General features: G+C 52.8%; 19 protein-coding genes. 10 read left to right on the forward strand and 9 right to left on the reverse strand.

The features are described 5' to 3' along the window. Positions 1-86: 86 nt before the first annotated feature. The 8 genes from HMPREF0733_RS06925 to HMPREF0733_RS06950 all read left to right on the forward strand — a co-directional run bounded on the left by HMPREF0733_RS06925 (position 87) and on the right by HMPREF0733_RS06950 (position 5,589). Positions 87-842, forward strand: coding sequence for a hypothetical protein (locus HMPREF0733_RS06925; protein WP_013398657.1), 756 nt, complete (start codon positions 87-89; stop codon positions 840-842). Between the two features lie 126 nt (positions 843-968). Next, a complete protein-coding gene (locus HMPREF0733_RS11445) occupies positions 969-1,142 on the forward strand; it encodes a hypothetical protein (protein WP_013398658.1) in 174 nt (57 codons plus the stop codon). Positions 1,143-1,225: 83 nt separating this feature from the next. Next, complete coding sequence (locus HMPREF0733_RS11450; protein WP_013398659.1) at positions 1,226-1,462, forward strand: hypothetical protein; 237 nt, start codon at positions 1,226-1,228, stop codon at positions 1,460-1,462. 158 nt (positions 1,463-1,620) lie between these two features. Beyond that, positions 1,621-1,788 carry a hypothetical protein gene (locus HMPREF0733_RS11260; RefSeq protein ID WP_004006156.1) on the forward strand — a complete coding sequence of 56 codons (168 nt, stop codon included), beginning with the start codon at positions 1,621-1,623 and terminating at the stop codon, positions 1,786-1,788. A 23-nt stretch (positions 1,789-1,811) separates the two neighbouring features. Beyond that, positions 1,812-3,128 (forward strand): hypothetical protein, encoded by a 1,317-nt coding sequence (locus tag HMPREF0733_RS06935; protein WP_013398661.1) that lies wholly within the window; start codon positions 1,812-1,814, stop codon positions 3,126-3,128. A gap of 106 nt (positions 3,129-3,234) precedes the next feature. Continuing rightward, positions 3,235-3,564: a hypothetical protein gene (locus HMPREF0733_RS06940; protein ID WP_013398662.1), complete on the forward strand. Its 330-nt coding sequence runs from the start codon at positions 3,235-3,237 to the stop codon at positions 3,562-3,564. Positions 3,565-3,600: 36 nt separating this feature from the next. Then, positions 3,601-4,839 carry a hypothetical protein gene (locus HMPREF0733_RS06945; protein WP_013398663.1) on the forward strand — a complete coding sequence of 413 codons (1,239 nt, stop codon included), beginning with the start codon at positions 3,601-3,603 and terminating at the stop codon, positions 4,837-4,839. A gap of 210 nt (positions 4,840-5,049) precedes the next feature. Next, the gene (locus tag HMPREF0733_RS06950) at positions 5,050-5,589 is read left to right on the forward strand and encodes an FAD synthase family protein (protein ID WP_013398664.1); all 540 of its coding nucleotides are present in this window, start codon (positions 5,050-5,052) and stop codon (positions 5,587-5,589) included. A 122-nt stretch (positions 5,590-5,711) separates the two neighbouring features. On the opposite strand, the gene HMPREF0733_RS06955 is transcribed toward HMPREF0733_RS06950, so the two are convergent. The 9 genes from HMPREF0733_RS06955 to HMPREF0733_RS07000 form a co-directional block, all read right to left on the reverse strand. Then, a complete protein-coding gene (locus tag HMPREF0733_RS06955; protein ID WP_004006161.1) occupies positions 5,712-6,215 on the reverse strand; it encodes a DUF2505 domain-containing protein in 504 nt (167 codons plus the stop codon). A gap of 237 nt (positions 6,216-6,452) precedes the next feature. Next, the gene (locus HMPREF0733_RS06960; RefSeq protein ID WP_013398666.1) at positions 6,453-7,163 is read right to left on the reverse strand and encodes a glycosyltransferase; all 711 of its coding nucleotides are present in this window, start codon (positions 7,161-7,163) and stop codon (positions 6,453-6,455) included. 276 nt (positions 7,164-7,439) lie between these two features. Further along, entirely contained in the window at positions 7,440-7,913 is a 474-nt protein-coding gene (gene pssD, locus HMPREF0733_RS06965; protein WP_013398667.1) for a PssD/Cps14F family polysaccharide biosynthesis glycosyltransferase, read from the reverse strand. 3 nt (positions 7,914-7,916) lie between these two features. Continuing rightward, a complete protein-coding gene (locus HMPREF0733_RS10780) occupies positions 7,917-11,555 on the reverse strand; it encodes an oligosaccharide flippase family protein (RefSeq protein WP_049775439.1) in 3,639 nt (1,212 codons plus the stop codon). Beyond that, positions 11,555-12,868: an O-antigen ligase family protein gene (locus HMPREF0733_RS06980; RefSeq protein WP_013398669.1), complete on the reverse strand. Its 1,314-nt coding sequence runs from the start codon at positions 12,866-12,868 to the stop codon at positions 11,555-11,557. The genes HMPREF0733_RS10780 and HMPREF0733_RS06980 overlap by 1 nt, the downstream gene beginning before the upstream one ends. Then, positions 12,868-13,800 (reverse strand): glycosyltransferase family 2 protein, encoded by a 933-nt coding sequence (locus HMPREF0733_RS06985; protein ID WP_013398670.1) that lies wholly within the window; start codon positions 13,798-13,800, stop codon positions 12,868-12,870. The genes HMPREF0733_RS06980 and HMPREF0733_RS06985 overlap by 1 nt, the downstream gene beginning before the upstream one ends. A gap of 2 nt (positions 13,801-13,802) precedes the next feature. Further along, positions 13,803-14,597, reverse strand: coding sequence for a CDP-alcohol phosphatidyltransferase family protein (locus tag HMPREF0733_RS06990; protein ID WP_013398671.1), 795 nt, complete (start codon positions 14,595-14,597; stop codon positions 13,803-13,805). Between the two features lie 300 nt (positions 14,598-14,897). Further along, positions 14,898-18,563, reverse strand: a complete 3,666-nt coding sequence (locus tag HMPREF0733_RS06995; protein WP_013398672.1) for a fibrinogen-like YCDxxxxGGGW domain-containing protein — start codon at positions 18,561-18,563, stop codon at positions 14,898-14,900. Between the two features lie 117 nt (positions 18,564-18,680). After that, the gene (locus HMPREF0733_RS07000; RefSeq protein WP_049775440.1) at positions 18,681-19,451 is read right to left on the reverse strand and encodes a hypothetical protein; all 771 of its coding nucleotides are present in this window, start codon (positions 19,449-19,451) and stop codon (positions 18,681-18,683) included. A 927-nt stretch (positions 19,452-20,378) separates the two neighbouring features. Between HMPREF0733_RS07000 and mfd the strand changes: the two genes are divergently transcribed. Together mfd and HMPREF0733_RS07010 are read left to right on the forward strand one after the other, a co-directional pair. Beyond that, a complete protein-coding gene (gene mfd, locus HMPREF0733_RS07005) occupies positions 20,379-24,068 on the forward strand; it encodes a transcription-repair coupling factor (protein WP_013398674.1) in 3,690 nt (1,229 codons plus the stop codon). Beyond that, positions 24,065-24,346: a hypothetical protein gene (locus HMPREF0733_RS07010; RefSeq protein WP_013398675.1), complete on the forward strand. Its 282-nt coding sequence runs from the start codon at positions 24,065-24,067 to the stop codon at positions 24,344-24,346. Before mfd ends, HMPREF0733_RS07010 begins: the two co-directional genes overlap by 4 nt. Positions 24,347-24,413 lie beyond the last annotated feature (67 nt).

Genomic DNA, 24,413 nt, shown 5'->3' on the forward strand with positions numbered 1-24,413 from the left:
AATGTTGCTTAAGGGTTTATTCATAAGGGACTTAGGTAGGTTCTTTATGAATCCCCCTGTGTGGGATTTCTTAAGGAAATAACTATATGGTTTATGAAAAAGAATATAAGGATGAGTTCGTTGTTCCGGTGTTCACTCGGGAGAGTGGGTATTGGGAGAAAGTGATGAAGCCTCGTTTGCAGCAGCAGGGTTGGTATATCGCTGAAGTGGATTGTGCTGGTGTGGATACCTCGCACGAACTTGGGTGCAGGCTTTTACGAGCGCTTGGGTTTAATATTGCTCCGGATCAGTGGGTGAATGGGTTTTGGGTTAAAGATGCTGTTGAGGAAGCTGATTGGAATGATATGCGTCAGGGTCTTTTTGTATTCTATAAGAACTTTGAAGTTCTCTTTAGCGTACGGGAAGAGTGTTCGCCTTTTTATGCTCCGGAGTATGCGCTTCAATTAGCTGAACGTATGAGCTACTACTATTCTGATCTTCGTGGGTATATCTATGAGGAATATCCTGTGGTGGTGGGGTATGGTGTTGGTCTTCCCATCTCGTATATTCCGCAGTTTGAGGAGCTGATGGGTGCTGAGAACGTGATGGTTGCTGGTAAGGGTACGCGGTATCCGTGGTCTGATTTCGAAGAAGAACAGCGAAGGAATTTCCCGAATGGTGCCCCGGACCCTCTATACGATAAGACAGGTCAGCTCTTTGGTGGGGTTATAAACCATGATCCGCAGGCTACGGGTATCTATGTTGCTGATCCTCGGTATTATCCTGAACCACCATTTTATGACCCTGCTCTTGCCTCCAAGGTGCACCTAGTGCATAGTGAAGATGTTGATGATACAGAATAGTATATAAGCACGTTCGTATATATTGAGGGTTATTCATGATTGGGGTACTGCCGCTTCATGGATGACCCTCAAATTTTTTTATTTCCGCATCATGATGAGACGTTTATTGTGATTAAGGAGTAGAAAATGGGCTTTTACGCAGATAAGTCGAATAAGACTTTTTTCCCGGTTGTTTATGTGCGGGAGGATGGTGTTTTAGAGTGGCAGTTGGAGTTGTTGCGGCAGTCTGGATGGGCGATCATTGAGATTCCCTGCAAAAAATTCAGAATTCCTCAGGGTCGGAAGAAGCATCCGTCATAGTTTTTGAGGCTATTGAGTTTCCGTATGAGATTCCTCGGCTTCCGGATGATTGGATTCATGAGTATCTTGAGGATTTGCATTGGTTGGATTTGAGTCAGGGTGTTTTTGTTGTGCTGCGCGATTATGATGTCATGTTCCATGATCCTAAAGATCCTCATTATTATATGGCTGAATGGGCTGCAGAGCTGTTGCAGTCTGTGGACGGTGATTTGAGGTTTTATCGTACCTGGAATGAAGATGGGGAGTATGATCCAACACCTGTGCTTTATGCTATGGACGTTTCTCGGGATACGCTTGATACTGTATTAGAGTTTTTTTGAGGGTCGGGCGATCGTTGTGCCTGATTTTGATGAAGAGGATCCTGGGGCGGAGCATCCTTTGTATGTGAAGACTAAAGAAGACGCTATCAGTAATTTGAAAGGTATAACGGTCGATCCAGCAGATACTGAGGGTTAGTTGTATCTTCTGAAGAGATGATGTGACGAATCGTCCAGATCTTCAATTTACTAAAGATGGTAAACGGTACTATGTTGAATGGGATCGTACTACTTCTGGACGTGAAATTGGGCATGCCGAACGTATTGCGGCTAACGATCCCGCACATGGTGGCATTGAGCTACGTATTGTTGATCCGTATAAAAAATAACTATGTTTGAAAGGGTAACCCCTATGGTTGAGGATGTTAACCGTTATCGTCTAGCTGGTGGTCGGTATGAGCCTACTACGTATAATTTGGTATTTTTTAGGGGCGATTACCGTCGAGTTGCTACGTATTACCAAGACTGGGCAAAGAATATAATATTTCCACAGTTTCTGACTAATACTGAAGAAAATCTTGCTGGGGAAGCAATATTTGATGCCTTAAATCCTTTAACACGTGCAGAGTCAAAGATTATATTTGCTCAATGTCGTAATGGTTGGACCGTTATGTTAACTAATAGTCCTAAGCCGGTAGATTATACAACGATAATGTGGAATATGAAAAAGAAATATTTATTGGATAGTGTTTTTATACGTTATGTACCTAATATATACCCGCCAAAAAATTATAAAGAACTCGAAAAATATCGAGAGTCTTATGGAAGTATTCGGCTTACATATTATAATGGCTCTGGACAGAAAATCTGTGGTAATAACCGTGGTCGTTCACTGCACCTGGGGCGTGAAGGTGTAAGGAAATGGTTTTTTCAAAGTAGTGGTAATCCTTTTGAATTTGAGGATACAAATGTTTACAGTAAACATAAAGTAACTGACCGATTCTCTCCAGAAATATTGCTCCATTATGCACGGCAGCTGGGGATTGACCCATATAATCTGAGTTTCTACACTGGTCCTGCACTTGTATGCAATGTAGATGCACCTTGGATGCATGAAAACCCTGAGTCTTTGCGGCCTTTGAGCTTTGCCCAAGCGCGCAAAGAATATAAACTTGATCATCTTTACGATAGCTATGGTGATGATGAAGACTCATCGAAACCATATCTTGATGATGTCCAGAAGAATGAACCTGAAAAATCTGATGAATTCGAGCCTTTAGATGAATATCAGGCTGATTCTCTACGTCTGAGTGAGCTGCAGGCATTGTTGCCATTACCGGTTGAACAGGTTAGCGTGGGAGATTTGAATTTCTCTTTCACATGTAATAAAGATAATTCTTCCTTTAAGCTCTATGTGGATTGTGACTGGCGTATCGCTCCAGCACTAGAGAAAAATCGCCTAGAGGAGTTTCCGAAGAATCAGCAAGAGCCTATTAAAGCTCTCCAAGGCGGCATGATAATTGCCGTTGAAGCGGATACACCAGATGCCTATGATCCGCTTATTACCGTTCGCGATATTCATGGTGAGGACTGGGTAATTCACATCCTGAGCGAAGATGAAAATGCTCCGTGGGGTGTCATACAAAATCGGGAACAGATTATCGAAGGCCCCAGTTGGCAGGCTCACGAAGCATGGAAAGAAGCACGCTGCCAGGAGACCGGAAGGTAAAAGCCTAAATATTGGTGACGAAAACTCGTACACCTGCAAACTCTATCCGATACTATCGCTAATGTAGATCATTACATCCCCCGCCCCATGACGAAGGAATAAATACATGGCACTCATAAGCCCCGTTACCAGTCAGAACGACGACTTACAGCGCACCATCGAGCAATTACATTATCAGGGCGCTGAGGATATTCTTGTTAATGCCCCTCAGCAGAGTGCTTACGGCTACCAAGTAGGGTATAACCATCCCGAGTTGCAGTACACGCTTGATGGTAAACGGTACTATGTCCTCTGGCTGACTGAAGAGAGCAAGCTCGCGCAGTATAAGGCACAGCGTATAGCTGCTAATGACCCAGAACATGGAGGGATAGAAATACGTACTGTGCGGGAATACGATGATCCTGCAACGAAGACCTTTACCCGTTCCGCATCCTAAATTCTTACGTAGCGATAACAGACAGAATAGAGTGTTATGAATCCCCACTATACGTTAGCTAACGGTGCATATGAGCCCACTACCTACGAACTTGGCTATATTTATGCGGACCTGCAGGATATCGCCCAGGCATATATCGACTGGCAGCAAAAGCTGGGCTACCGCATGCAGTATGAGGTTGTTGAATCAGGCGGGTTAGCTGCGGCGATATCGTACCTTGAGCCGCTGCGTCGTATCAGTGATGCTGTTGTGTTTACTGAGTGTGAAAATTATTGGGTTTCGGTTTTGACAAATCGTGTGCCGAGTAACGATGTAGATTCTATTGTGCACACAACCTCTCGACTATTGAATACTACCGGCGTGCTGATCTCAAATGTTCCGAATCGGTACCCCATAGCTTCTCATGCTGATTCTCAGGTGAATGTGCGAGGTCGTCGCCGGTTTGAGGTTCTTTTTCAGCCTGATAATCCCGGCGATATTCACACGGAACGGGCTCGACGATGTGTTGAGGTTAAACGTGAGATGGGCTCTCGGTGGCGTTTCGTTCATGAGGGGCTCCCAATTAACTTTGAGAAGGAAGAAGCATATAAGGTTGCGCGTATTCCTGACCGCCTCAGTGCGGATATGCTGATCGATTATGCGCACGCTATGCGAATTGACCCGTATGATGAGAACTTCTACACGGGTCGTAGCGTGGCGGTGTATCGGTACAAACCAGAGTTTGAGGTAGAAGAGAATAAGAAATTTATTGTGCCTCATAGTTTTGCCGAGGCACGCCACTATTTTGGGTATGTTCCTTCTGATGGCACAGCCCCGTTGGAACCATCGGATGAGACACCTGCGGGGTGGGATACCCGTTCAGTACTTGAACGTATGCGTTCACACCTCCCGCTAACCGTTGATGCAGTGGAGATCATGGGCGAGAACGCCTGCGCAGTTTTATCTGGGAAAGATTGGGCACTTCAAGTTAACTGTAGCGGTGTTCTTACCGCAGCAGAGGGCTCTGTTCCCAAGGGACCCCAGCCCCAGGATAATCATTTTCCGGATAGTCTGGGGCAAGTTCAGGGAACGGTAATCACTGAGGTTTCCGGTTCAGAAGACGGGTATAACCCCGTGATAACACTGCGTGCTTCTGATGGTTCCCCGTGGACTTTAACCCTGCAAGCGGGCGCGGTGAACGATCCATGGGAGCTATTTGCTCATGGCGAGCGTATTGCTGGCTTTTCGTGGCAGGATCACCAGGCTTGGCAAGCAGGAGATCTTACCCAAGGGTAGCTCATATAGAAGGTGACTTCTCGACATAGCCATCGGGAAGTCACCTTTTTGCCGTCCCTATCATGTTCCTGCGGTTATCCAGACGGAAGCTGAACAGCGTTCCGGCTGGTAAACTGATGGTGCTATACGTGCGGTATAAAACCGCGCAGTCACCGTGTGAATGTGCCCCAGGCGTCTGCCGTAAGCACGTACCCTAAGAGAGGGTTTCTTATGATTATTGGATACGCCGCCGGCGCCTACGACCTGTTCCATTACGGGCACCTCGAAATCCTGCGCAAGGCGAAGGAAAACTGCGACTACCTTATCGCCGGTGTCGTGCACGACGACGTTCTTGAACAAACCAAGGGGCGCCGTCCCGTTATCCCCATTGATGAACGTGCCGCAATCGTCAGTCATATCGACTATGTGGACGAAGTCTATATCGAAACCACCCCCGATAAGATCGAAACATGGCACCAGAAGCCCTTTAACGTCTTTTTCAAAGGCGATGACTGGAAGGGAACCCCGCAGGGCCTCGCCCTTGAAAAACGTTTCGCAGAGGTCGGTGTGAGCGTCCATTACTTCCCCTATACGGAGCACACCTCAAGCACCAAGCTCCGCAAAGTTGTTGACCTGCTAGAAGCTGAGCACGACCTGCGTGTTGAGATGCGTCGCTTCGCCGAACTTCTTGGTGACCGTGCCTATCATGAGGCGGTAGTCGCCGCTAAAGCAGAGGACCCCGTAGAAGGGGCAGAAGCTGAAGCATCCTAAGCCCATCGGTCGCTAGCATTCAGCACCCAACAGAAAAAGGCTCTTTATTCGAATAAAGCGGGTTTTCCGCCGCTTCATTCACATAAAGAGCCTTTTTAGCAGGTAGACTAGCAGGTCAGTAATTAACCCTGCTGAGCGGTCCACTTCTCAGCCGAGGTACCAAGAACCTTGAGCACGCGACCAACCTGAGGTTCGGCAGCGGCAGCAATCTTCTTGCCCACCAGCGGAATCGAGCAGGAGACCTCACCATTGACGTCCACACGTGCCTGGCTGTCGCTCACAGGAGTGAGGGTCTGGGTAGCCTGTGCGCTTACAGGCATACCGCTAACCTTAACCTCGGTGTTTACGGTGCGGGTGCCGTCGGCAGCGGGCGCGCTCACCTTATCGGTCTGGGTCATACCCACACCGTTAGAGACGAACTTCTTCGCAATATCCGGCACGCGGTCTGCGGGGATGGTGCGCTCGGTGGTAATGGTGTACTCACCGGCGGGGTCACCGTCAAGGTTGAAGCTGACGAAATTAACACCAACCTCATTGCATACAAAGCGTGCGAAATCTTCGCTGGCGTATGCTGCAGCGATCTGCTCAACTGATACGTTGACGTCGTTGGACTCTTGAACTGCCATATTTTCTCTTTTCCTTCCATGGCGCGTGCGAAGCCCCGGGCATCCTATCCGGAAGATAAGCGCTCCGAGGCTTTCGTACCTAACAGGTAACAGCCTTCGTGGCTGCACAACTTGAGTGGAACACCCGCGTATATGTGCAGTCCTCTGCCTCATATAGCGGCGGATGCTCCGGTGTAGCCTTACGTCTGAAAACTCGGCGGATACATGTGCACTATATCGCCGATAGCTACTTAGATTCTACTCGCTGGGTGTAATAGCGTTAATTCGAGCCATTTCTTGCTTACCCGCAGCGTGGGCACGTGCTGCCTGCTTGAAACGGGCTATGTATCCCTCAGCACGGCGAGTCTTCCCCGAAAGCAGGTTATCGAGCCCCTGCGCCAGCTGTTCTGCTGCGATACTTGGGTTCGCCACATAGGGCTTTGCCGCATGAAAAAGTGAGGGATTTTCAAAGGCTAGAGTAAGCTTGTCGAACAGGTCTGCGCGGCTCTCAACGATAACGGCGCCGCCCTGCTTCTCCATCATGGTAACGAAAGGGACCTGGTGGTTATCGACAACTTCATCAAACTCAACGCGGCGCGGTACAACGAGGGGGATAGCACCGGTGGCACGCGCATCCTGAATAGACCCCGGGCCGCCCTGAACCAGTACAACCTGCGCCTTGGCATATAGGTGTTTGAGGGTGCCTGCGGGCAGAAGTTTAACGTTGTCTGCTCCTTCAACGGGGGAAGTATGGCCGTGTTGAATGAGGCATCGTACCTGAGGATTCTCCGCCAAATAAGCCTTGACCCACCGTAGCAGCCGATCAAAGGTGTGATAGTCGGTTCCGAGAGAAACCACAAGATCATAAGTATCCGCCGGAAGACGTGAGGGAGCCTGGGCGAGAGTGAAGCTCGCCGGATCGAGAATAATGCTATGCCCCGCAGTATGGGGCACGTTCTGAATAGACATATATGTCTGATCCTAACTCTAATCGGTGAGTGCGGAATCGGTCAGCCTAAAGAGTGGAAGTAGGCCAGCTAACCCCGAGTGGTTGGTAAATCGGAAGAGTTTCTGCGATTGACTCCGGTGGTTAGTCGAAGGTAATGCTCGCCCGCAGATGTTGTTATCAGTTTGTTATGTATTAAGTATATACGCGCAGACGCAGGATTAAAGTAAAACTTCACGGTCATGAAAGCGGTGAAAATTATTAATCCCACGCCCGCGCATATAATGCGGTGCTGCGCCCTAGAAAATCGGGTGCAGAATCGTCGAATCCGGAAAATTCTTCTGCTGTTCCTCATTCTGAACGTTAAAGCTATCGGCCAGAATATAGAGCATTTTTCCCGTCATCGTCGGCAGCGTCGGGCGATCATAGCACTCAATGTACATGGTCTTGACCCGAAACAGCTTCGCCGCTACGAAGAACGGAACCGCAACCCCGGCCCCCGCAGAAACTACGGCCTGCGGTTTCTCCTGAGGAATAACCTTCAGAGCCAAGAAGAAATTCCGAATAGCGTTCTTAATATTGCGGGTCGTAGGGTAGTAGGCCCAATGCACACGCTCGTTCTCAAGCGCCGCCTGAACATCGGGCTGTTTGAAACTCACCCACACCCGCTCGTAGTTTTCCCATGCAGAAGCGGTCTCGGTCAGATGCTTCAAATGCCCGCCGCTGCTAGAGACGAGAAGTAACTTTGCGGACTTATCCGACGAATTAGCCATCGTTTATCCCTCTTTCTGCGGTTCCATAAATACTGCGATGCTCACGGTATTTTCAAGAGTCTGCAGGTACGAGAAGAGCTCGCGCAGCTTTGCCCGGTTAGTATCTTTGTTCACCGGAATCAGGCACAGACGAGTAGCACTGCTGAAGCGCACAACCTGCGGAAGCGTAGCGGAGTTCCCCAAATCAACCACAACGGGAATGGAATTACCCGCAACATACTTCTCGGGGTTCTGCAGCGAGTGACTGTCTTTGAGCGACTTGTAGTCGATAAAACGCACCTGATCGCTTGGCAGCGCGGTGTAGAGAGCCTGGTACATACGGTAAGCGAGTTTGCCGGATGCAGAACTGAGGGTAATACCGGCATAACCGGCCTTCTTGAGGTCACCATCCGTAGCGCCTACACGGTGCAGCAGCAAAAGCGCTCCTTCGGTGTCGTTCGGCTTGAGCTCATGCGAATCGATACCCATTTCCTTGAGACGACCAGCGTAACCTAAGGTACGCATCGAACGGTCATAAATGTATGCTGCAGCAATACCCACCAGCAGACCGAAGGCACCGCCAACGACCATCAGAACCATGGGGGAGAGACCCTTCTGGCTCTTTGGAACCTGAGCCGAGGATACAACACGACCGCCCTCCTGAGAAATCAGCTCAAGCTGAGAAAGGCGTTCACGAAGCTGAGTAAGTTCGGAAGCTGGGATGGTATTGCTATTTTGTGCTTCGTCAATCTTCTCATTGAGCTTCTTGCGCCGGTCCTCCACATTAGCCTTGAGGCCTTCACTGCGCACCTCCAGATAGGCTTCAGCCACGGCATTTGCGTAGTCAGCCGCTTGCTGGGCGTTAGGCAGAGTCACCTCAATATCCAAAACGGCCGACTGCGAAGTACCCGTTACCTTTGTGGCAGCCATGAGCTTATCAACGTCCATCGCCTGGTAGTTGGGCCCCTCTTGGTTAGCCTGAGCCTTGGTAATGGCACGCCCGGCAACCTGGCGGGAACTTGCCGCACGGGACTCGGTGTTAATATCGACCTTCAAGGAGTTCGCGCTGCCGGTTCCAGAAAGGTCGTTCACGAGCGGATAAACCACCACAGTTGATTTCGCGGCGTATGATGCAGGCGAAATCACACCGTAGGTGCCCGCAAGAATCGCCATCACCACGATCGGAATAAGAACAATGAGCTTATGGCGCCATACTCGCTGAACCTGCTCAAGCAAAGATGCCGAAGGCTGTTTCTCGGAAGTGCTCGAATTTTCCATGGTGTTCTCTTTCTGAACGATAATCCTGGGTCGTTCGTGGTTCGTGATCGGTGTTGTGTTGTGAGAGTCCGTCGTATCTTCGGAAGACTTCGCCGGGGCTTCGGCGTCTGTGCTTTCCGTTGGTGTCGCCTGAGTCTTAGCGGCGGGCTGCGCGGGTATCATGCCCGTGGGCGTATCCGGGGCACCATTTGCGGTAGCCTGTGCAATCGCAGGAAGCCTCGGCTTCTTTACGGCTTGCACGGGCTGAGCTGGCTCGGGAGATTTATCGGCTTCAGGCTGTGCAGAATCCTGCGGCAGAGCATTTCTGAGGGTACCAACCGCAGAATCGGGTGAACCCGGCTCGTCACCAGCCGCCGCACCCAGGAATATTGGCACGGTTGGCGATTTTTCGATATGCGGTGTTTTCCCCGTCCGGGGGTTGCTGTGATCCTGCGACGATGCGTTAGCCTGCGGCGCAGACTCTTGTTCTCTCCCCATGTGCGGAGTTTGTCCCTTCTCGTGAAGTTGTTCGTGGTGAACCGCCGTTCCCTCGGCGGGAGGCGTAGCTGACAGATGTGTCTCAGCTGCGGTATGTTGCTGAGAGGGCGCATCCGAAGACTGCGCCGGTGGTGTTTTTGAAAGCGCCGCAGTAACGGCGGAAGCAATGCTGGAGGAGCGCTGAGGATGCTGCGGGGAAACCCCGACGAGCTGAACCATCGTTGCTCCGTGGGCAAGCGCATCATTCAAGCGCTGTGCATCGGCACCGGAATCGGTATACTGCGGGAACGCCTCACGCCGCCCCTGAGCAATAGCGGCACGCACCGCCGAAAACTTGCTGGGGGAGCGAACGATCGCCATCACCGTGGTAGGCGCGTTTTCCGGGGTCTGGGCTGCAACAACTTCTTCCGCGGTTGCGGGCTTCTTGCGTGCCGAGAGGAAACGTTCAACGCCCAACGGCTTGCGGAAGCGCTTCAGCAGGTAGCCGTAGCTTGGAACCAGAAGAACCAGGTACAGTACCAGAGCTACTAGGCTTTGCCCCAGAACCGCAAGCGGAATAAGGGCGCATACGGTCGGTACCGCACCGCCAAGGATGAGCGCCGGAGCCATTTCCTTGACGGTAGCGCGAATACCCACCAGCTTGAAGACCTGGTAGCTTGCCAAGAACGTATCAATCAGCAGCGCCGCCGCCCAAGCGGTGACGGCACCATAGAGCCCCCATAACGGAACCAAGGTAAGGTTCAAGATAATCGCCAGAACCAGAGCCGAGAGCTTATTGAGAAGCTGCCAACGGCTTTTACCGCTCATGAGCAGAACTGACTGCACGCCGCCCGCACTCATCGCGAGCATCGCCGCCGGGCAGATAACCCAGAGAATACCGGCGCCAGACTCGAAACCTTTACCAAAGAAACGCAGCAAAACCGGGCCGAAGAAAGCAAGTGAAAGGTAGAAAGGCCAAGCTAGGGCGGTGAGCACGCGGGTGGTCGCAAGGAAGATTTCACGGGCACGAACCAAGTTTTGGGTTGCCAAAGCCGCGCTGATCGATGGTCCGGTCACGATGCGCCCGGTGTGTTCGACCATAGTGCCAACACGCACACACCGGTTTACCGCGCCGTATACACCGCCTGCGGCCGGTCCGAGGAATGCTGCGATAACCAGCACATCAATCCATTCGAGTGCGGTCTCGACAATGGCGGCAACACCGCGGGCAGATGAGAACATCCAAAAAGAACGCAGCGTTTCTTCTGGGGCGTCCTGATGCTCGTTCGTGGTGGGCGGCTTATCCTGGCTCATTTCTTCGGGAAGAGGGCGGTTGAGCAGGTATGCGGTGACCGCCGTGGTGATAATCACCGGAATAGTCCATGCCCACACTAAGCCCATCAGAGAACCCGCGAGAATCACCGCAAGAGCTACGCCAGCTAGGCGAAGAGTCGGGAGCACCACGTTCTGCAGGAGGGTGAATGTCACTACCTGGTTTAGACCGCGTAATGCGCCGAACCCCACCGTCATGGCGGCGGCAATTATCAGGAACGGAGCGCTCACCCGTAGAGCGGTGGCGTATTCGTCGCTTCCCGGCATGATTAAGCTGTACACCAGCGCTGCGAGGGCTACAACAACGGCAAGGAGTACCGAGGGGAAAAGAGCGAAGCGGATAAGCTGGGGGAGCGCAGAGTATCGTCCTAGGGCACGCTGTGCGGACATCGTACGTACAAGCCCGGTATCCGCGCCGAAGACTGAGAGCGAGGTCCCGATCGCAAAGAGTGCCATTAGACGGAAGAATTCACCGGCACCGGCGGCGCCGATTCCGTTTGAGACCACGAGGGTTGTAACGAACGCAATACCGGCACCGTACATCACACAGAGAGAAGCCAGCGATCCGCTGCGTGCTAAAGAAGCATGACGTGCCATTAAAGCTCCTCTCTGTAATATTGCGCACGAATGCAGGCCATAGCGCTGAGCAGAAGAACGCTCAGCTGTGCCACGTCGAAGCTGTAGAAAATAATGACAACACAGCTGCAGACCGGAATGGAATGTAGCCAGAATCCGGCGGGGGTGCGCACCTTCAACCCTTCCCCCAAAATACTGAGAATAAAGAGGGCATATATAGCAAGACCCACAAATCCGAAACAGAACATTAGAGTCCATAGATACCCCTGAGTACCCATCGAAACACCCACGCTCAATTCCATGCGGGGAGTTCCATACCCCACAATGGGAGACTCTAAGGACGCTGCCCAGGTTGAGCGGTACAGCGCCGCGCGACCGCCGGTCGAGTCAGAATACTGCTGACGACCCAAAATAGCTGCCACCGTGCCGGAGGCAATTAACGCGGTCACCACCCCGACAACCATCACCCCGGCCGCTGTTACCAAGCCCCAGTAGCGACCAATAATCAGGCGAATAATGACGTATGCAGTCGCAAAACCCAGACCAATGAACATACCGCGGTTACTGGTCGCCACGAGCGGCACGACCGACGCTCCGAGGACGATCGCCAAAAAGATGCGCAGAAGCCACGAGCGTGTGCGAGCAAAGAATGCGAACATCACGGGCGTAAGCACGGTAAAGGCAAGACCCCAGCTATTGGCGTAGGGGAAAGGCGCGGCGGGGCGCACGTAGGGTTCGGGTGCTCCCCAGGGGTTTTGAACCTCCGCGAAGGGTGGGAGCATATAGTCTTTCACCAAAGAGTTCGACATGAAACTCTGTGGCACGACGTAGCTCATTGGTGTTTGAACGCGCACTTCCGGGAAGAGCACGCCGCCCCATCCGAGTACGACAACCGTAACCCACAGGGCGGTTAAGCTTCCCAAGAGCTGATTGATCGAGATGCTTTCTTTAGCGTTGAAATAGTAAAGCGCATACACGCCCGCGTTGAGAATATTGACGAAGCGCAGCGTCCAGGCGATATAGTCTGTCACATCTTCTAACGAGACGGTACAGACAATCACCCAGAAGATGAACGCAGCCCATATCCAGAGCGAGCGGGGCACTCGCACGCCGCCGCGGATAGTCAAGTAAATGACCATCGTAACCGAAAGCACCAGCGGCACGATCTGAAGCAGCCCCAACGCCCAGAATGCCGGGAACCCATAGAACAGGGTGAGAAGAGGCCACGCAGGAAGACGTTTACGGGGTGCCTGTGCGGATGCACTGCCCGCCGCGGGTGTGGACGCGAGCTTCCTTGAAGCACCGAGGGTTGGAAGAGCTAGAGCAGTAGACATTACAGACCTCTTCCTGTCTTCTGAACGAGATCAAGAAGCAGCTGAGGTTTCACAATCCCCAGTGCTACCACGTATGCCGCCCAGGCACGTAATTGCTTTTTATCGCGTTTAAGGGCCGAGCGGGCGTAGGAACGAGCAAGATCACGGTGACCGAGCGCCGCATGCACAAAAGCTATCTGCCCGGCAATACGTGCCAGTCCACGCGGACTACGCTCAAATTCGGGGAATTTTTGCAGTATATAGGTAAGCCCGTCCGCCATAGCCTGCCACTTGCCGGCAAAAAATGAGGGACGATCCCACAGCACCAGAATAAGTGGTTTCTGCACCGAAAAAACGTCGCCGTAGCGGGTTGCTCGTAAGAGTAAATCATAGTCTTCGCCGTAGGAAGCTGGCAGCTCCTCATCGACTAAACCGAGATGGTCGGTCACAAGGTCTTGCCTCGCATAGAGCATAGCGGAAGGATGAATTTCCGTAATGCGTGAGAGCAGAAAGTCATCGAAGGATGCACGCTTAGGCGCCAGCCGCTCAATATCACGCCCACCCGAGCGAACGGTGATACCCGAAGAAACCGCGACTGCCTCCGGATGAGTATTCCACAGCGCGAGTTGTTCGGTCACCTTGGTGGGCATCCAATAATCGTCGTCGTCACAGAAACCAATAATTTCTCCAGTGGCGGCAAGAATCCCGCTGTTACGACCACCCGCAAGACCGCCCGTGCGTGTGTTTACTATCGTAATGAGCTTCCGATTTTCCGGAACCTGTATGTCTTCCAGCAAATCGGGCTCTACCCGGTCATACACCACGACAACCTCAATAAACCCCGCATAATCTTGATCGAGAATAGAGCGTACCGCAGTGCGCAGAGTTTCGGGACGTTTACCGTTAGTTGCGATCACGGCGCTTACGGCGGGAACTGAAGATTCAAACTTCACGGTTATGCCTCCTGCGAGGGGGACGATGCGGGGGTTGCGAGCGTGACATATTTACGGCGCATAGACATCAGAACGGTCGCCGCATTTGCCAGGAAAAGAAGCGCGTAGACGAAGACGAAGATCACGCCAAAACCCCAAAAAATATAGATCCAGCAGAGCGTACCGGCGTCCATATGCAGATTGATGAAGGAACGGAGGTTACCCCCGGTCGAAGGTGCCGCAGTTTTACGATTTTTGCGCAGCTGCTCAGCGAGAATCTGACTCATAAAATGTCCGGCGGTGAGTACTGTGAACGCCATGGGCAGTGCCCAAAGAACCCAGCCACCGGGAAAACCATCGGCGGTATGTGATACAGAGAAGTACTCGGGAAAACGGATAAAACCTACCAGCGTCGCTAGGTGTACGGTGGGCACTCGCATGGAATCTACTACATGGTCAAGCCATTCTCCTGCGGGTGAGGATGCGCCGGTCACGCGGGCTACCTGCCCGTCCGCTGAATCAAGCCCGTAACCGAGGGCAAACAGAAACGCAACGATAACGCCTGTCAGGATTGTTGGGGGAGCGGTTAGAAGAACGATAACACCTGCCGCTGAGATAGCTGCGCTGACCGCCGTAACGCCGTTGGGCGTAATACCAAGAGAGACAGCGGCAGCAGCGAAATAGCGTGCAATCCTGCGGTTTACCCATCGGGTGTATGCGGGAACTCCAATACCTGGTTTTTGCGCCTGCTCAAGCGCTCTCAGAGTATCCGAAAAGCCGGGGCGTTTTGCTGTGCTTGGCGTAGTGATATGACCCATGTGAAGAATCCTAATCGGTGATCAAAGTTTGAGGTGGTGCCGCGGGTGATGACGACGTTTGCTGTTACCTAAGCCCGCCGGAAGACATGCGATCTAAAACCGAGTGTCCGAGCAAAAAGTAAGTCATAAAGATTATAGAAATAAAATGCTCTAAAAAGTAGGACTTTGCCAGGCGCGCCTTATTTTGCTGACTCTTAGTCAAACATTGAAGACGGTATCGCGCTGAAAAACGCCCCCGTAGCCGAATACTAAATCCAGCTACAGGAGCGTTTATGCAGTCCCTACAAAGGGGCTAGGTGATTACCAACCGAATCCGTAGTCGTAGAATGCACGACCGAAGAATCCGTGGGCATAACCGAAGCCACCCATGTAACCAAAACCACGGTGATCGTAGTTATAGGCTACGCGTTGGTTACGACGACCGTAGTAGTCACCGTTACCATAGTTGCCGTAGTACTCCGGGTAGTACCAGTACCAGACCTGAGGGCGGTGCTGCTGACCGTTATCCTCCTGATTCTGTACTTCAGGAAGGGGATTCTGGTGCTGAGCGGTGGAAATAACCTGCATATCGAAGCTGATGTTGTTGCTCCAGTGCGAGTTAGCGTGAACCTCAACGGCGATTGCGTTGCGACCTTCGCGCAGGTACTCAGCAGGAACGTCAACTGAGAACAGCTGAGCGTTCTGGCTTTCCGGACGCTGGGTTGCGGGGGTATTAGCCGAGATACGACCCTGCGGCATGTTCTTACGAGCAACTTCCTTGCCGTTGACATAAACCACAGTACCGTCATCTGCGTAGGTGGTGAGCTTCAGATACTGCTGAGCCTGTTCCTTCGTGAGGGTAACGTCCTTACGGGCGTAGATGCTCATCGGAGTACCAAAGAAGGTATTCACCTCGGTCTCAACGTTCACCGAGCCAGCACCCAGGGGAGCCTTGCCGCGAGACCATGCGCCGCCGAGCCATGAACGAGTTTTCCATTCGCTTTCGGCGCGGTCGCTGCCTACGCGGTAGACCCATGAAGAACCGCTATCGACGAGAACCTGATCGCCCTGGGGCTTCTGCTCCTGCTTCGGATCCTCTTGTTTGGGCTGCTCTTGCTTGGGGTTGTCCTGTTTAGGATCTTCCTGCTTGGGCTGCTCCTGCTTCGGGTTCTCCTGCTGCTTAGGCTCGTTCGGCTTCAGATCATCGTTGGGATCAGCGGGCTGAACCTGGTCGTCTGTCGCAGGGTTTTCCGGCTGAGGCTGTTCATCCTGTTTAGGATCTTCCTGCTTCGGCGGGTTGTCCTGCTTGGGCTGTTCCTGTTTAGGATCGTCCTGGATGGGGTTTTCCGGCTGAGGCTTGACGATATTCTTATTGTCATCCTGCTTGGGGTCATCCTGTTTAGGCTGCTCTTGTTTAGGATCTTCCTGCTTGGGGTTGTCCTGTTTAGGATCGTCCTGCTTGGGCTGTTCCTGCTTCGGGTTCTCCTGCTTAGGCTGCTCTTGCTTGGGCTGTTCCTGCTTGGGGTCCTCTTGCTTAGGATCTTCCTGCTTAGGGTTTTCCGGCTGAGGCTGCGGATTCTCCTGCTTGGGGTTCTCCTGCTTAGGCTGCTCAGCCTTCTTGCCAGATACAGCAACCGAAGTAGAAGCAGAGTAGTTACCGTTTGCATCAGCCGCACGCACGAAGTAACGAGCGTTGTCGGTGTGCTTTACCCTGTAGCTGGTGCCGTTCACAGTAGCAATCACGCGATCGTTACGGAGCACATGGTAACGTGCACCCGCCTCGCCAGATGCGCTCCAGTTCAGCTGATCGTTATCACCGGATTGAGTAACAGTCAGGTTACTCGGAGCAGGCGGGGGAGTAACATCGCGTGGTGCGTAGCGTACGAAGCCAACAGATTCCTGCTGTACACCATTTTCACCTAGGGAGCGGTTCAAATCGCCGCCAACCCACAGTACACCATTGGAGTCCACGAAGGATTCCCAGATGCCGTGACCACTCTTACCCTTAAGAGTAGGAGCGAACTCGGGGAGAGTTTTACCGCTGTCCTTATCGAACGCAGCAACCAAACGGATGCTGTCGGTCACGGTAGAACCACGCCATGCGTAGTCGTGGGTGCCGCTGCCCTGGTACAGGAAGTCACCACAGTGGCAGGCGCCGTAGATGTTATTACCGTTGAGATGCAGATCCTGGAAATCACCGCCGTTGCGGGTAATACTCGAGCTCAAACGGGTCATTGGTTCGTTCTTAGTGTACTGAGAAATCATGTGCTCAGTACCGCCAAGCCATACGGAGCTGCCAGCATCCTGAACGTCAAAGTGGAAGCCCCACACCCTTTTCTCGCGGGTTTGCGCATCCGGAAGGTATGAGGGAGTGACCTCCCATGTGCCGACCTTCTTGGCGGAATCGAGGATACGTGCCACACGGAATGCGCGTTGGTCATTCATCTCGGTGAAGTAACCGGCGGCAAATACCTCGGAGTTATCTGCCGATGCACTCATACCATTTACTGTTCCGTTGAAACGCGGGGTCCACGTGCGATCAACCTGGTTGGTGGAGATCTTCACGCGAGCAGCGTTACGGGAGTAAACCTTATTGGGGGTTCCTGAGCTCTTGAGATGGGTAAACGTACCGCCCAAGTACAGGTAATCTCCCTGAGCTTGCAGAGTCTTCACAGAAAGAGCTGAACCGGAAACGTTGTTTTCAACCTGCAGGTTCAGTTCGCGGTCAAGCTGTCCGGTTGCGGGGTCAAGCACCGCAAAACCGGGCACCTTTTCGCCGTTAACCTCGGTGAATTCGCCGCCAACGGCCAACTTGTTGTTCGGCAGAGCCTCAAGAGACTTAATCTGACCATTGAACTTCGGCTTGAAGGTCTGTACCAGTTCACCAGTATTGACGTTGAAACCAGCAAGATAAGACTGATCCACATGAGCACCGGCTGCAGACTCCAGGTATGCAAAGTCACCGCCGGTGAAGACAGTGTCGCCTACCTGAGTAATAGCCTGAACGTAGGTGTTCATTTCGTTGACGTTACCGGTTCCGGACTTATCGCTTGTGCGCCACTTCCATGGCATAGAACCGCTCTTGGGCAGTGCGCGGCGGTTACTTGCCGCAGTACCGTTATCGCCAATAGCCTGTGCACCCATGTTCTGCTGGGTCAGCTTCGGGCGCAGGTACACCTGAGTGAAAGCGAAGGGAGTAGCGTTGGAACCGCTCGGGCGGTACAGATATGAGTTGCTTGCGCTCTCATTGCGATTTCCGTTAGCACGAACATCACGGCTGTAGCTAAAACCGAGCTTCCATCCCTGCTCACGCTGCTCATCAAAGTTCAGCACCGAGTAGGTGCCATTTTGCTGAATATGGCCCTCAGTCTTGTCGAAGTGGGTACGGTCCCTCTGCATGTACTGGGGGTTATCCGCGCTGACGTCAATATTGGACCAGATATTGTTGCTTCGCAGAGCCCAGGTCCAACGCTCGGTCTGATCACGATGCGCCGTGATGTTCTGCCATTCCGTGCCGTCAGTATTCAGGGCGCGGCGGAAGCGCACGCCATCTTCAAGATCCTGCGGCTTCTGACCGTTCAGCAGCTCATCAACAGTGGTAGAGGGCAGCTGTACCGGAGTCATTGCGTCGTCACCCTCAGGGCTGGTGTACAGTTTAGACGCAGCACCTCGACCGTGGTAGTTCTCGGTCCAGCCGTCACGACCGCGACCAATCAGAACCCAACCGCCGCCGTCAGTCTCCTGGTCGCAGTAGAACTGCTGTGGAGCCGACATCGAAGGGGTGTACAGCCAGTACTTACCGGATTTTGCATCCTTGTTGACTTGTTTAGCTTCATAGCAGGAAGCGGCTGCTTTGTCGCTGGAGGAGCCGTCGTGAACGGACGCATCCTCAGCAGCGTAGGCTACGGGACCTACCGGGGCTAGCCCGGAAAGTCCAAGCGTCAGGGCAAGCCCTACCGCCGTAGTCGCTTTTCTAGCAAATTTCATGGTTTTATTGCACCTCCGTTGAATGCTGAATACGTATTGAAGGAGTGGAATAAACACGGGCAGACACCGAAGGATAAAACGGCCTTATGATGCCTGTAGGTACGACGTACCATGTGCTTAGCAATCGGGATTGTTAGGGAAGTCGTGTTGGGCTATTTTCCACGTGCCGTCAGATTCGACCAGCGTATATATATTGAGAGTCCGTTTGCCTCCGCTCTGGAGTTCCCGACCCGCGCTGTCTTTGGTCTTGACTTGGGAGGAATCCAGGCATACCTCGACGAATCGTGCACGCTTGCCCTGGTAGGTTCCTTCGGCAACTTTGGGGCTGCCGACGACCGTGCTGGTACCCTCGTAATGCCAACCGTTCTGGGCATACTCGGCAGCGGATGCCGCGTATTCTTCGGCGGCGTTGTCTACAGCTACCTTGTTGATGGAGTTCATGGTTGCCTCATCAACAAGCTGCCGGGGTTGACCGGAATCTGATGAAGTAGTATCTGCTGAGCCTTCAGGCGCGCTTGGAACAGAAGACATGGTCTGCTCATAGGAGTTTACGAGACCGTTGACTTCTTTAACCTCGGCGGCGTCAGTCGAGACAGTTTTAGCGTCTTTGAGTTGCTCTGCCTGGGGATAATTTTCGTCCTGCGCAGGAACTTCAGCCTGCGCAGATTCAGAGGAAGTAGCATTCTCAGAAGAAGAAGGGGCGGAAGAAGCGCTAGATGCGCTGGAAGTAGAAGATGACGAGCTGGCTGAAGCTGAGCTGTCAGGGCTCGCAGTCTGTTGATCTGATGACTGAGAGCATGCTGCAAGGGGGACTATCAGAGACAAGCTCAGAAGTAAGCCCGTTGCTGCCCGTCGCTGTTTCGGAAGTGAAGAAAACGTACGAAGCACGATCTTTCTCGTTCAGTTGTAAGGTGGTTGGTTATCGGTAAAGTGAAGGCACTTCTGCCAACAATAACGACAACCCACCCTTTGTGTAATTGTAGAAGTGAGTGAATTGCTATTGCCGACGGGAGTACCCGTTGGTTTTTATGATTTTCCATGGGGCTACACCGCGCCATGAAGGCACAGAACTTTCCGTGGATACCTATAGGCTAGCACAGCGAACGAGAGTTGTGACCGCGGTGAGGTCATAATACTCACGGATAGTCCGAGGGGTGGACAAATACTATAAGAAAACCTAATAAATATTTTATGAACCCTTATCAAAAGAAAGGTGTAAATGGTTGTCTCGATACAAAGTTGATAGTTGTTCTCGCATATAGAAATTTACCCATAAAATACCTATAAAACTTCTCAGGGGGTGGGTGGATTTGAGGCTCGCCAACTGAGTCTACTTGAAAGATATCTAAAGCTCTTATGTTTATAAATATGCACTCAATATACGTTCTGAGACTTGGCACATACTTTACCTATCAAATAAAAAATAATAGTATATACCCCCAGAAAACGGGTTCCCTGTGATAACAAGGGAGAAGGGAGGTAGGCGAGCCTTACTATAAATTTCCTAGCTCCAGCCTTAAAACCAGGATTTACAAGGGGATATACCTTAAGGACACTCTCATGAACAGTTAAAAATATGCATTTCGCATGCCATCCTCAAAAATATGAGCAGATAGGAACCGACGAACAATAGATTTTATCGTGAAGGTCCACCCCACCGGCTGTAGTTGAGGAGATAGACAAAAAGCCTGAGCGAGATACCCCTACGGTATAAGATAGACGGGTACCCAAACGCATCAACGTGGCAATATAGAGCGCACGCGTTATTGGGAGGCGCCGCCTTGATAGCCACCGCATCCGGTAGAAGGAGTATCCGTGAAACTAACTGGACTGAGCCGTCTTCTGGCAGAACAGCCCTCCTACCGTCATATTCTTGAAGCCTGCGATGTTCCCGCTGCGGAACGTCCTGTCCAAACCCTGATTGGCGCCGTTGCCGGTGTACAGGCACCCCTTATAGCTGATCTTGCCGTTGCAGTACGGCGCCAGTCCAGAACCGGAAAAACTCCGCTGACGCTCATTATTACACCAACAGAGCGACAGGCTGAGGATACAGCGCATGCCCTGCACTCATATTTGCCCGATCACCATATCGAGAGCTTTCCCGCGTGGGAAACTCTGCCGCATGAACGGCTTTCGCCACGCAGCGATACCGTGGGAAAACGTCTGAATGTTCTGCGCTCTATAACTCATCTTGAAACGCCGACTCCACAGGTTGTTATAGCCCCGGTGCGCGCGGTCATTCAGCCCCTCGTGGCTGGTATTGAGAACCTGGAACCGGTAAGCCTGGCACGCGGTGAAGAATACTCTTTCAAAGACGTTATTAAAGGTCTAACAGATGCCGCATACTCGCGTGTAGATCTCGTAGCAAAGCGTGGTGAATATGCGGTTCGAGGCGGTATTATCGACGTCTTTGCACCTACCGCACAGCATCCGGTTCGCTTGGAATTCTTCGGTGACGAACTTGACGAAATACGTTACTTCTCAACGGCAGACCAGCGCACTCTAGGGCAAGAAGCAGACCACCCAACGCACGTTACTTTACTCCCATGCCGTGAGCTTCTCATTACCCCGGAAGTTATGGGACGTGCTGCCCGACTCAAAACGGACTATCCGGCGGCATCAAGCATGCTTGAGAAAATCGCGGGAGGTATCTATGTCGAAGGCATGGAATCTCTAACCCCGCTTCTTGTCGATAAAATGCAGACTCTTGTGTCTCTGCTCCCCGAAGAATCACTCATTATTTCTCTGGAACCTGAGCGGGTGCGTGCCCGTGCCGAAGACCTTGTGGCAACCAACGAGGAGTTTTTAGCGGCCGCTTGGGATGCTTCCGCTGATGCGGGCTCGCGTGCGCCTATAGACTTGGGACAGCTTCGGGTCAGCGACAGCGGGTTCCACACGATTGCCGCGACCCAGCAGGAATCTTTGGACCGTAACCTATCCTGGTGGGAAATCACCGAGCTTGTCGATAGTGTAGATCTTCTCAACAATGCTCTCGATGACGACATCCCAACTATGACGGTCGCGGCACAGGCTCCAGCATCCTTCACCGGTTCGGTAGAACAAATGCTTCACGAGGTTGGTTCGCTGGTTCGTGACGGCTGGACGGTACTGGCGCTTACCAATGGGCGAGGATCCACCGACCGCCTCATCGAACTTTTCCGCGAGAGTATCTCAGGAGAAGACCCAATTCCGGCCATACGCCGGGAAACCCTCGACGGGGGAACGGAAGGCGCTCTACAGCCCGGAGTCGTCGAAGTTTGTGAGACCCCAGCCTCTGCCGGATTTTTAATTCCTGAGGCGCGCCTTGCTGTCTTGACTGAAGGTGAAATTTTGGGCAGGCGCGGCACCTACGCGCCACGTGGCGCGAGCGGTAAAAAACTCAAACCCCGTAAACGACGCAACGCCGTCGATCCTCTGGCGTTAACCCCTGGCGATTATGTGGTTCACGAACGCCACGGTATCGGTAAATTCATTGAAATGGCCTCGCGCCCAGTCGCTGGAGTGTCCTCAAAACATGGGGAAACCCCTTTGAAAGAATACCTGGTGATCGAGTATGCGCCTTCCAAACGCGGGGGAGCCCCTGACCGCCTCTTTGTGCCCTCCGATCAGCTGGATCTCATTTCGCACTATGTGGGAAGCGAAACCCCGACCCTCTCTAAAATGGGCGGGAGCGACTGGGCTAAGACAAAGAGTCGCGCACGTAAAGCGGTTAAAGAAATCGCCGCTGACTTGGTTAAACTCTACTCGGCGCGGCAAGCTTCGCGCGGTCATGCATTCTCAGAAGATACTCCCTGGCAACGGGAACTTGAGGAATCTTTTCCTTATAATGAGACTCCCGACCAGCTCACCGCTATTCACGAGGTTAAGGCGGATATGGAGAAGGAAATCCCCATGGATCGCCTGATCTCCGGGGACGTCGGCTTTGGCAAAACGGAGGTCGCTATTCGGGCGGCCTTCAAAGCCGTGCAGGATGGTAAACAGGTTGCCGTACTCGTACCCACAACCCTGCTGGCGCAGCAGCATTTTGAGACTTTTACCGAGCGTTTCTCGGGATTCCCCATCAAAATTAAGGTGCTATCGCGCTTCCAAAAAGCTAAAGAAACCCGCGCTATCGTGGAGGATATTGCCTCCGGGAGTATAGATGTGGTGATTGGTACCCACCGCATCCTCTCGGAAAACGTGAAGTTCAAGGATCTTGGACTCGTCGTTATTGATGAGGAACAGCGCTTTGGTGTGGAGCATAAGGAAAAGCTCAAGCAGATGCGCACTAATGTGGATGTGCTTGCCATGAGCGCCACCCCAATTCCGCGCACGCTTGAAATGTCGCTTACCGGTATTCGGGAGACCTCAACATTGGCGACTGCGCCGGAAGAGAGGCATCCCGTGCTGACCTTTGTGGGGCCGCGTACCGATGCCCAGATTACTGCCGCTATTCGACGCGAACTTATGCGGGAAGGGCAGGTATTCTTCGTCCATAACAGGGTGGCGAATATTGATACTGTCGCCGCCGAAATCGGTAAGCTCGTGCCGGAGGCGCGCATCGCCACGGCGCACGGGCGCATGAGCGAATCTCGGCTTGAGCAGATTATCGTGGACTTCTGGGAGCGACGCTTCGATGTTCTGGTGTGTACAACCATCGTGGAAACCGGGTTGGATATTTCAAACGCCAATACCCTGATTGTCGATAACGCCCAGAATTATGGTCTGAGTCAGCTGCACCAGCTGCGCGGGCGTGTGGGCCGCGGGCGTGAACGGGCTTATGCCTACTTCCTGTACCCGACGGATAAGAGCCTGGGTGAGGTCGCGCATAAACGCCTCAAAGCTGTAGCTACCCATAACGAGCTGGGTGCCGGTCTGCAGCTGGCGATGAAAGACCTTGAAATTCGTGGCGCCGGAAACCTGCTCGGCGGCGAACAGTCCGGGCATATCGCGGGTGTCGGCTTTGATCTGTATCTGCGTCTCGTGGGAGAAGCTGTAGCCAACTTCCGCGGCGAACAGGAGAACACCGAGGCCGAGGTTAAGGTTGATCTTCCTGTCAACGCCCATATTCCGCATGATTATATTGATGCGGAACGTCTACGCCTGCAGGCATACCGCCAGATAGCCTCCGCAGACACCGAACAGAAAATCGCGGAGGCACGCGAAGAGCTTCATGACCGTTACGGTGCCTTACCCGAGCCCGTGGAGAATCTGCTTCAGGTGGCGGTGCTGCGCCGCGAAGCACGGGAAGCAGGCATCCACGAGATTACTGCGCCGGGACCGAAACTGCGCGTGGTCAGCGGTGAACCGCTGCCGGAATCACGGCAGATGCGCCTCAAACGTGTGTATCCCGGCTCAACTCACACCCAACCGAAGGGTCTGAGCACGTGGCTGACTCTGGTTCCGCGTCCTAAGACTCTGCCGGTCGGTGGCGTGGACCTTATTGACGGTCCTATGTTGGAATGGTGCTCGAAGTTCATTAACTCTATCTACTCGGCAGACCCGAAAGCATTGGAGGAGTCATGATGTCATCGGCACCTACCCCGCGCACCCCAAAAGGCTGGATGCGACTTCTGCTGAGTATCGTGGGATGGGCTGCGCTAGGTTTTGTCGCCTTGGGAACGATTGTCTGGGTATTTTTCAGCTCGTACGGGTTAACGATGTACTTCATTGTAGTGGCGTACCTGCTGATCGCGGTTGCTTGCGGTGCACCTGCCCTCCTGTTTTATGTCGCCCATCGAGCTAAGGTTCGCAGCGGAGAATTTGGCACGAGCGGACCGGTAAGGTTTGGCAGCAAGGAATAGCGTGGGAGCAACATACTGCCGGATGGTGCCACATTTCTTATAGATTGTGACACCATCCGGCAGATAA

The sequence above is a fragment of the Rothia dentocariosa ATCC 17931 genome (genome assembly GCF_000164695.2).
Classification (GTDB): domain Bacteria; phylum Actinomycetota; class Actinomycetes; order Actinomycetales; family Micrococcaceae; genus Rothia; species Rothia dentocariosa.

Excerpts from the sequence above, each read along its gene's own strand:
- HMPREF0733_RS06925 (WP_013398657.1), top strand. The coding sequence starts at position 87 with ATGGTTTATGAAAAAGAATATAAGGATGAGTTCGTTGTTCCGGTGTTC.
- HMPREF0733_RS11445 (WP_013398658.1), top strand. The coding sequence starts at position 969 with ATGGGCTTTTACGCAGATAAGTCGAATAAGACTTTTTTCCCGGTTGTT.
- HMPREF0733_RS06935 (WP_013398661.1), top strand. The coding sequence starts at position 1,812 with ATGGTTGAGGATGTTAACCGTTATCGTCTAGCTGGTGGTCGGTATGAG.
- HMPREF0733_RS06940 (WP_013398662.1), top strand. The coding sequence starts at position 3,235 with ATGGCACTCATAAGCCCCGTTACCAGTCAGAACGACGACTTACAGCGC.
- HMPREF0733_RS06945 (WP_013398663.1), top strand. The coding sequence starts at position 3,601 with ATGAATCCCCACTATACGTTAGCTAACGGTGCATATGAGCCCACTACC.
- HMPREF0733_RS06950 (WP_013398664.1), top strand. The coding sequence starts at position 5,050 with ATGATTATTGGATACGCCGCCGGCGCCTACGACCTGTTCCATTACGGG.
- HMPREF0733_RS06955 (WP_004006161.1), bottom strand. The coding sequence starts at position 6,215 with ATGGCAGTTCAAGAGTCCAACGACGTCAACGTATCAGTTGAGCAGATC.
- HMPREF0733_RS06960 (WP_013398666.1), bottom strand. The coding sequence starts at position 7,163 with ATGTCTATTCAGAACGTGCCCCATACTGCGGGGCATAGCATTATTCTC.
- pssD (WP_013398667.1), bottom strand. The coding sequence starts at position 7,913 with ATGGCTAATTCGTCGGATAAGTCCGCAAAGTTACTTCTCGTCTCTAGC.
- HMPREF0733_RS10780 (WP_049775439.1), bottom strand. The coding sequence starts at position 11,555 with ATGGCACGTCATGCTTCTTTAGCACGCAGCGGATCGCTGGCTTCTCTC.
- HMPREF0733_RS06980 (WP_013398669.1), bottom strand. The coding sequence starts at position 12,868 with ATGTCTACTGCTCTAGCTCTTCCAACCCTCGGTGCTTCAAGGAAGCTC.
- HMPREF0733_RS06990 (WP_013398671.1), bottom strand. The coding sequence starts at position 14,597 with ATGGGTCATATCACTACGCCAAGCACAGCAAAACGCCCCGGCTTTTCG.
- HMPREF0733_RS06995 (WP_013398672.1), bottom strand. The coding sequence starts at position 18,563 with ATGAAATTTGCTAGAAAAGCGACTACGGCGGTAGGGCTTGCCCTGACG.
- HMPREF0733_RS07010 (WP_013398675.1), top strand. The coding sequence starts at position 24,065 with ATGATGTCATCGGCACCTACCCCGCGCACCCCAAAAGGCTGGATGCGA.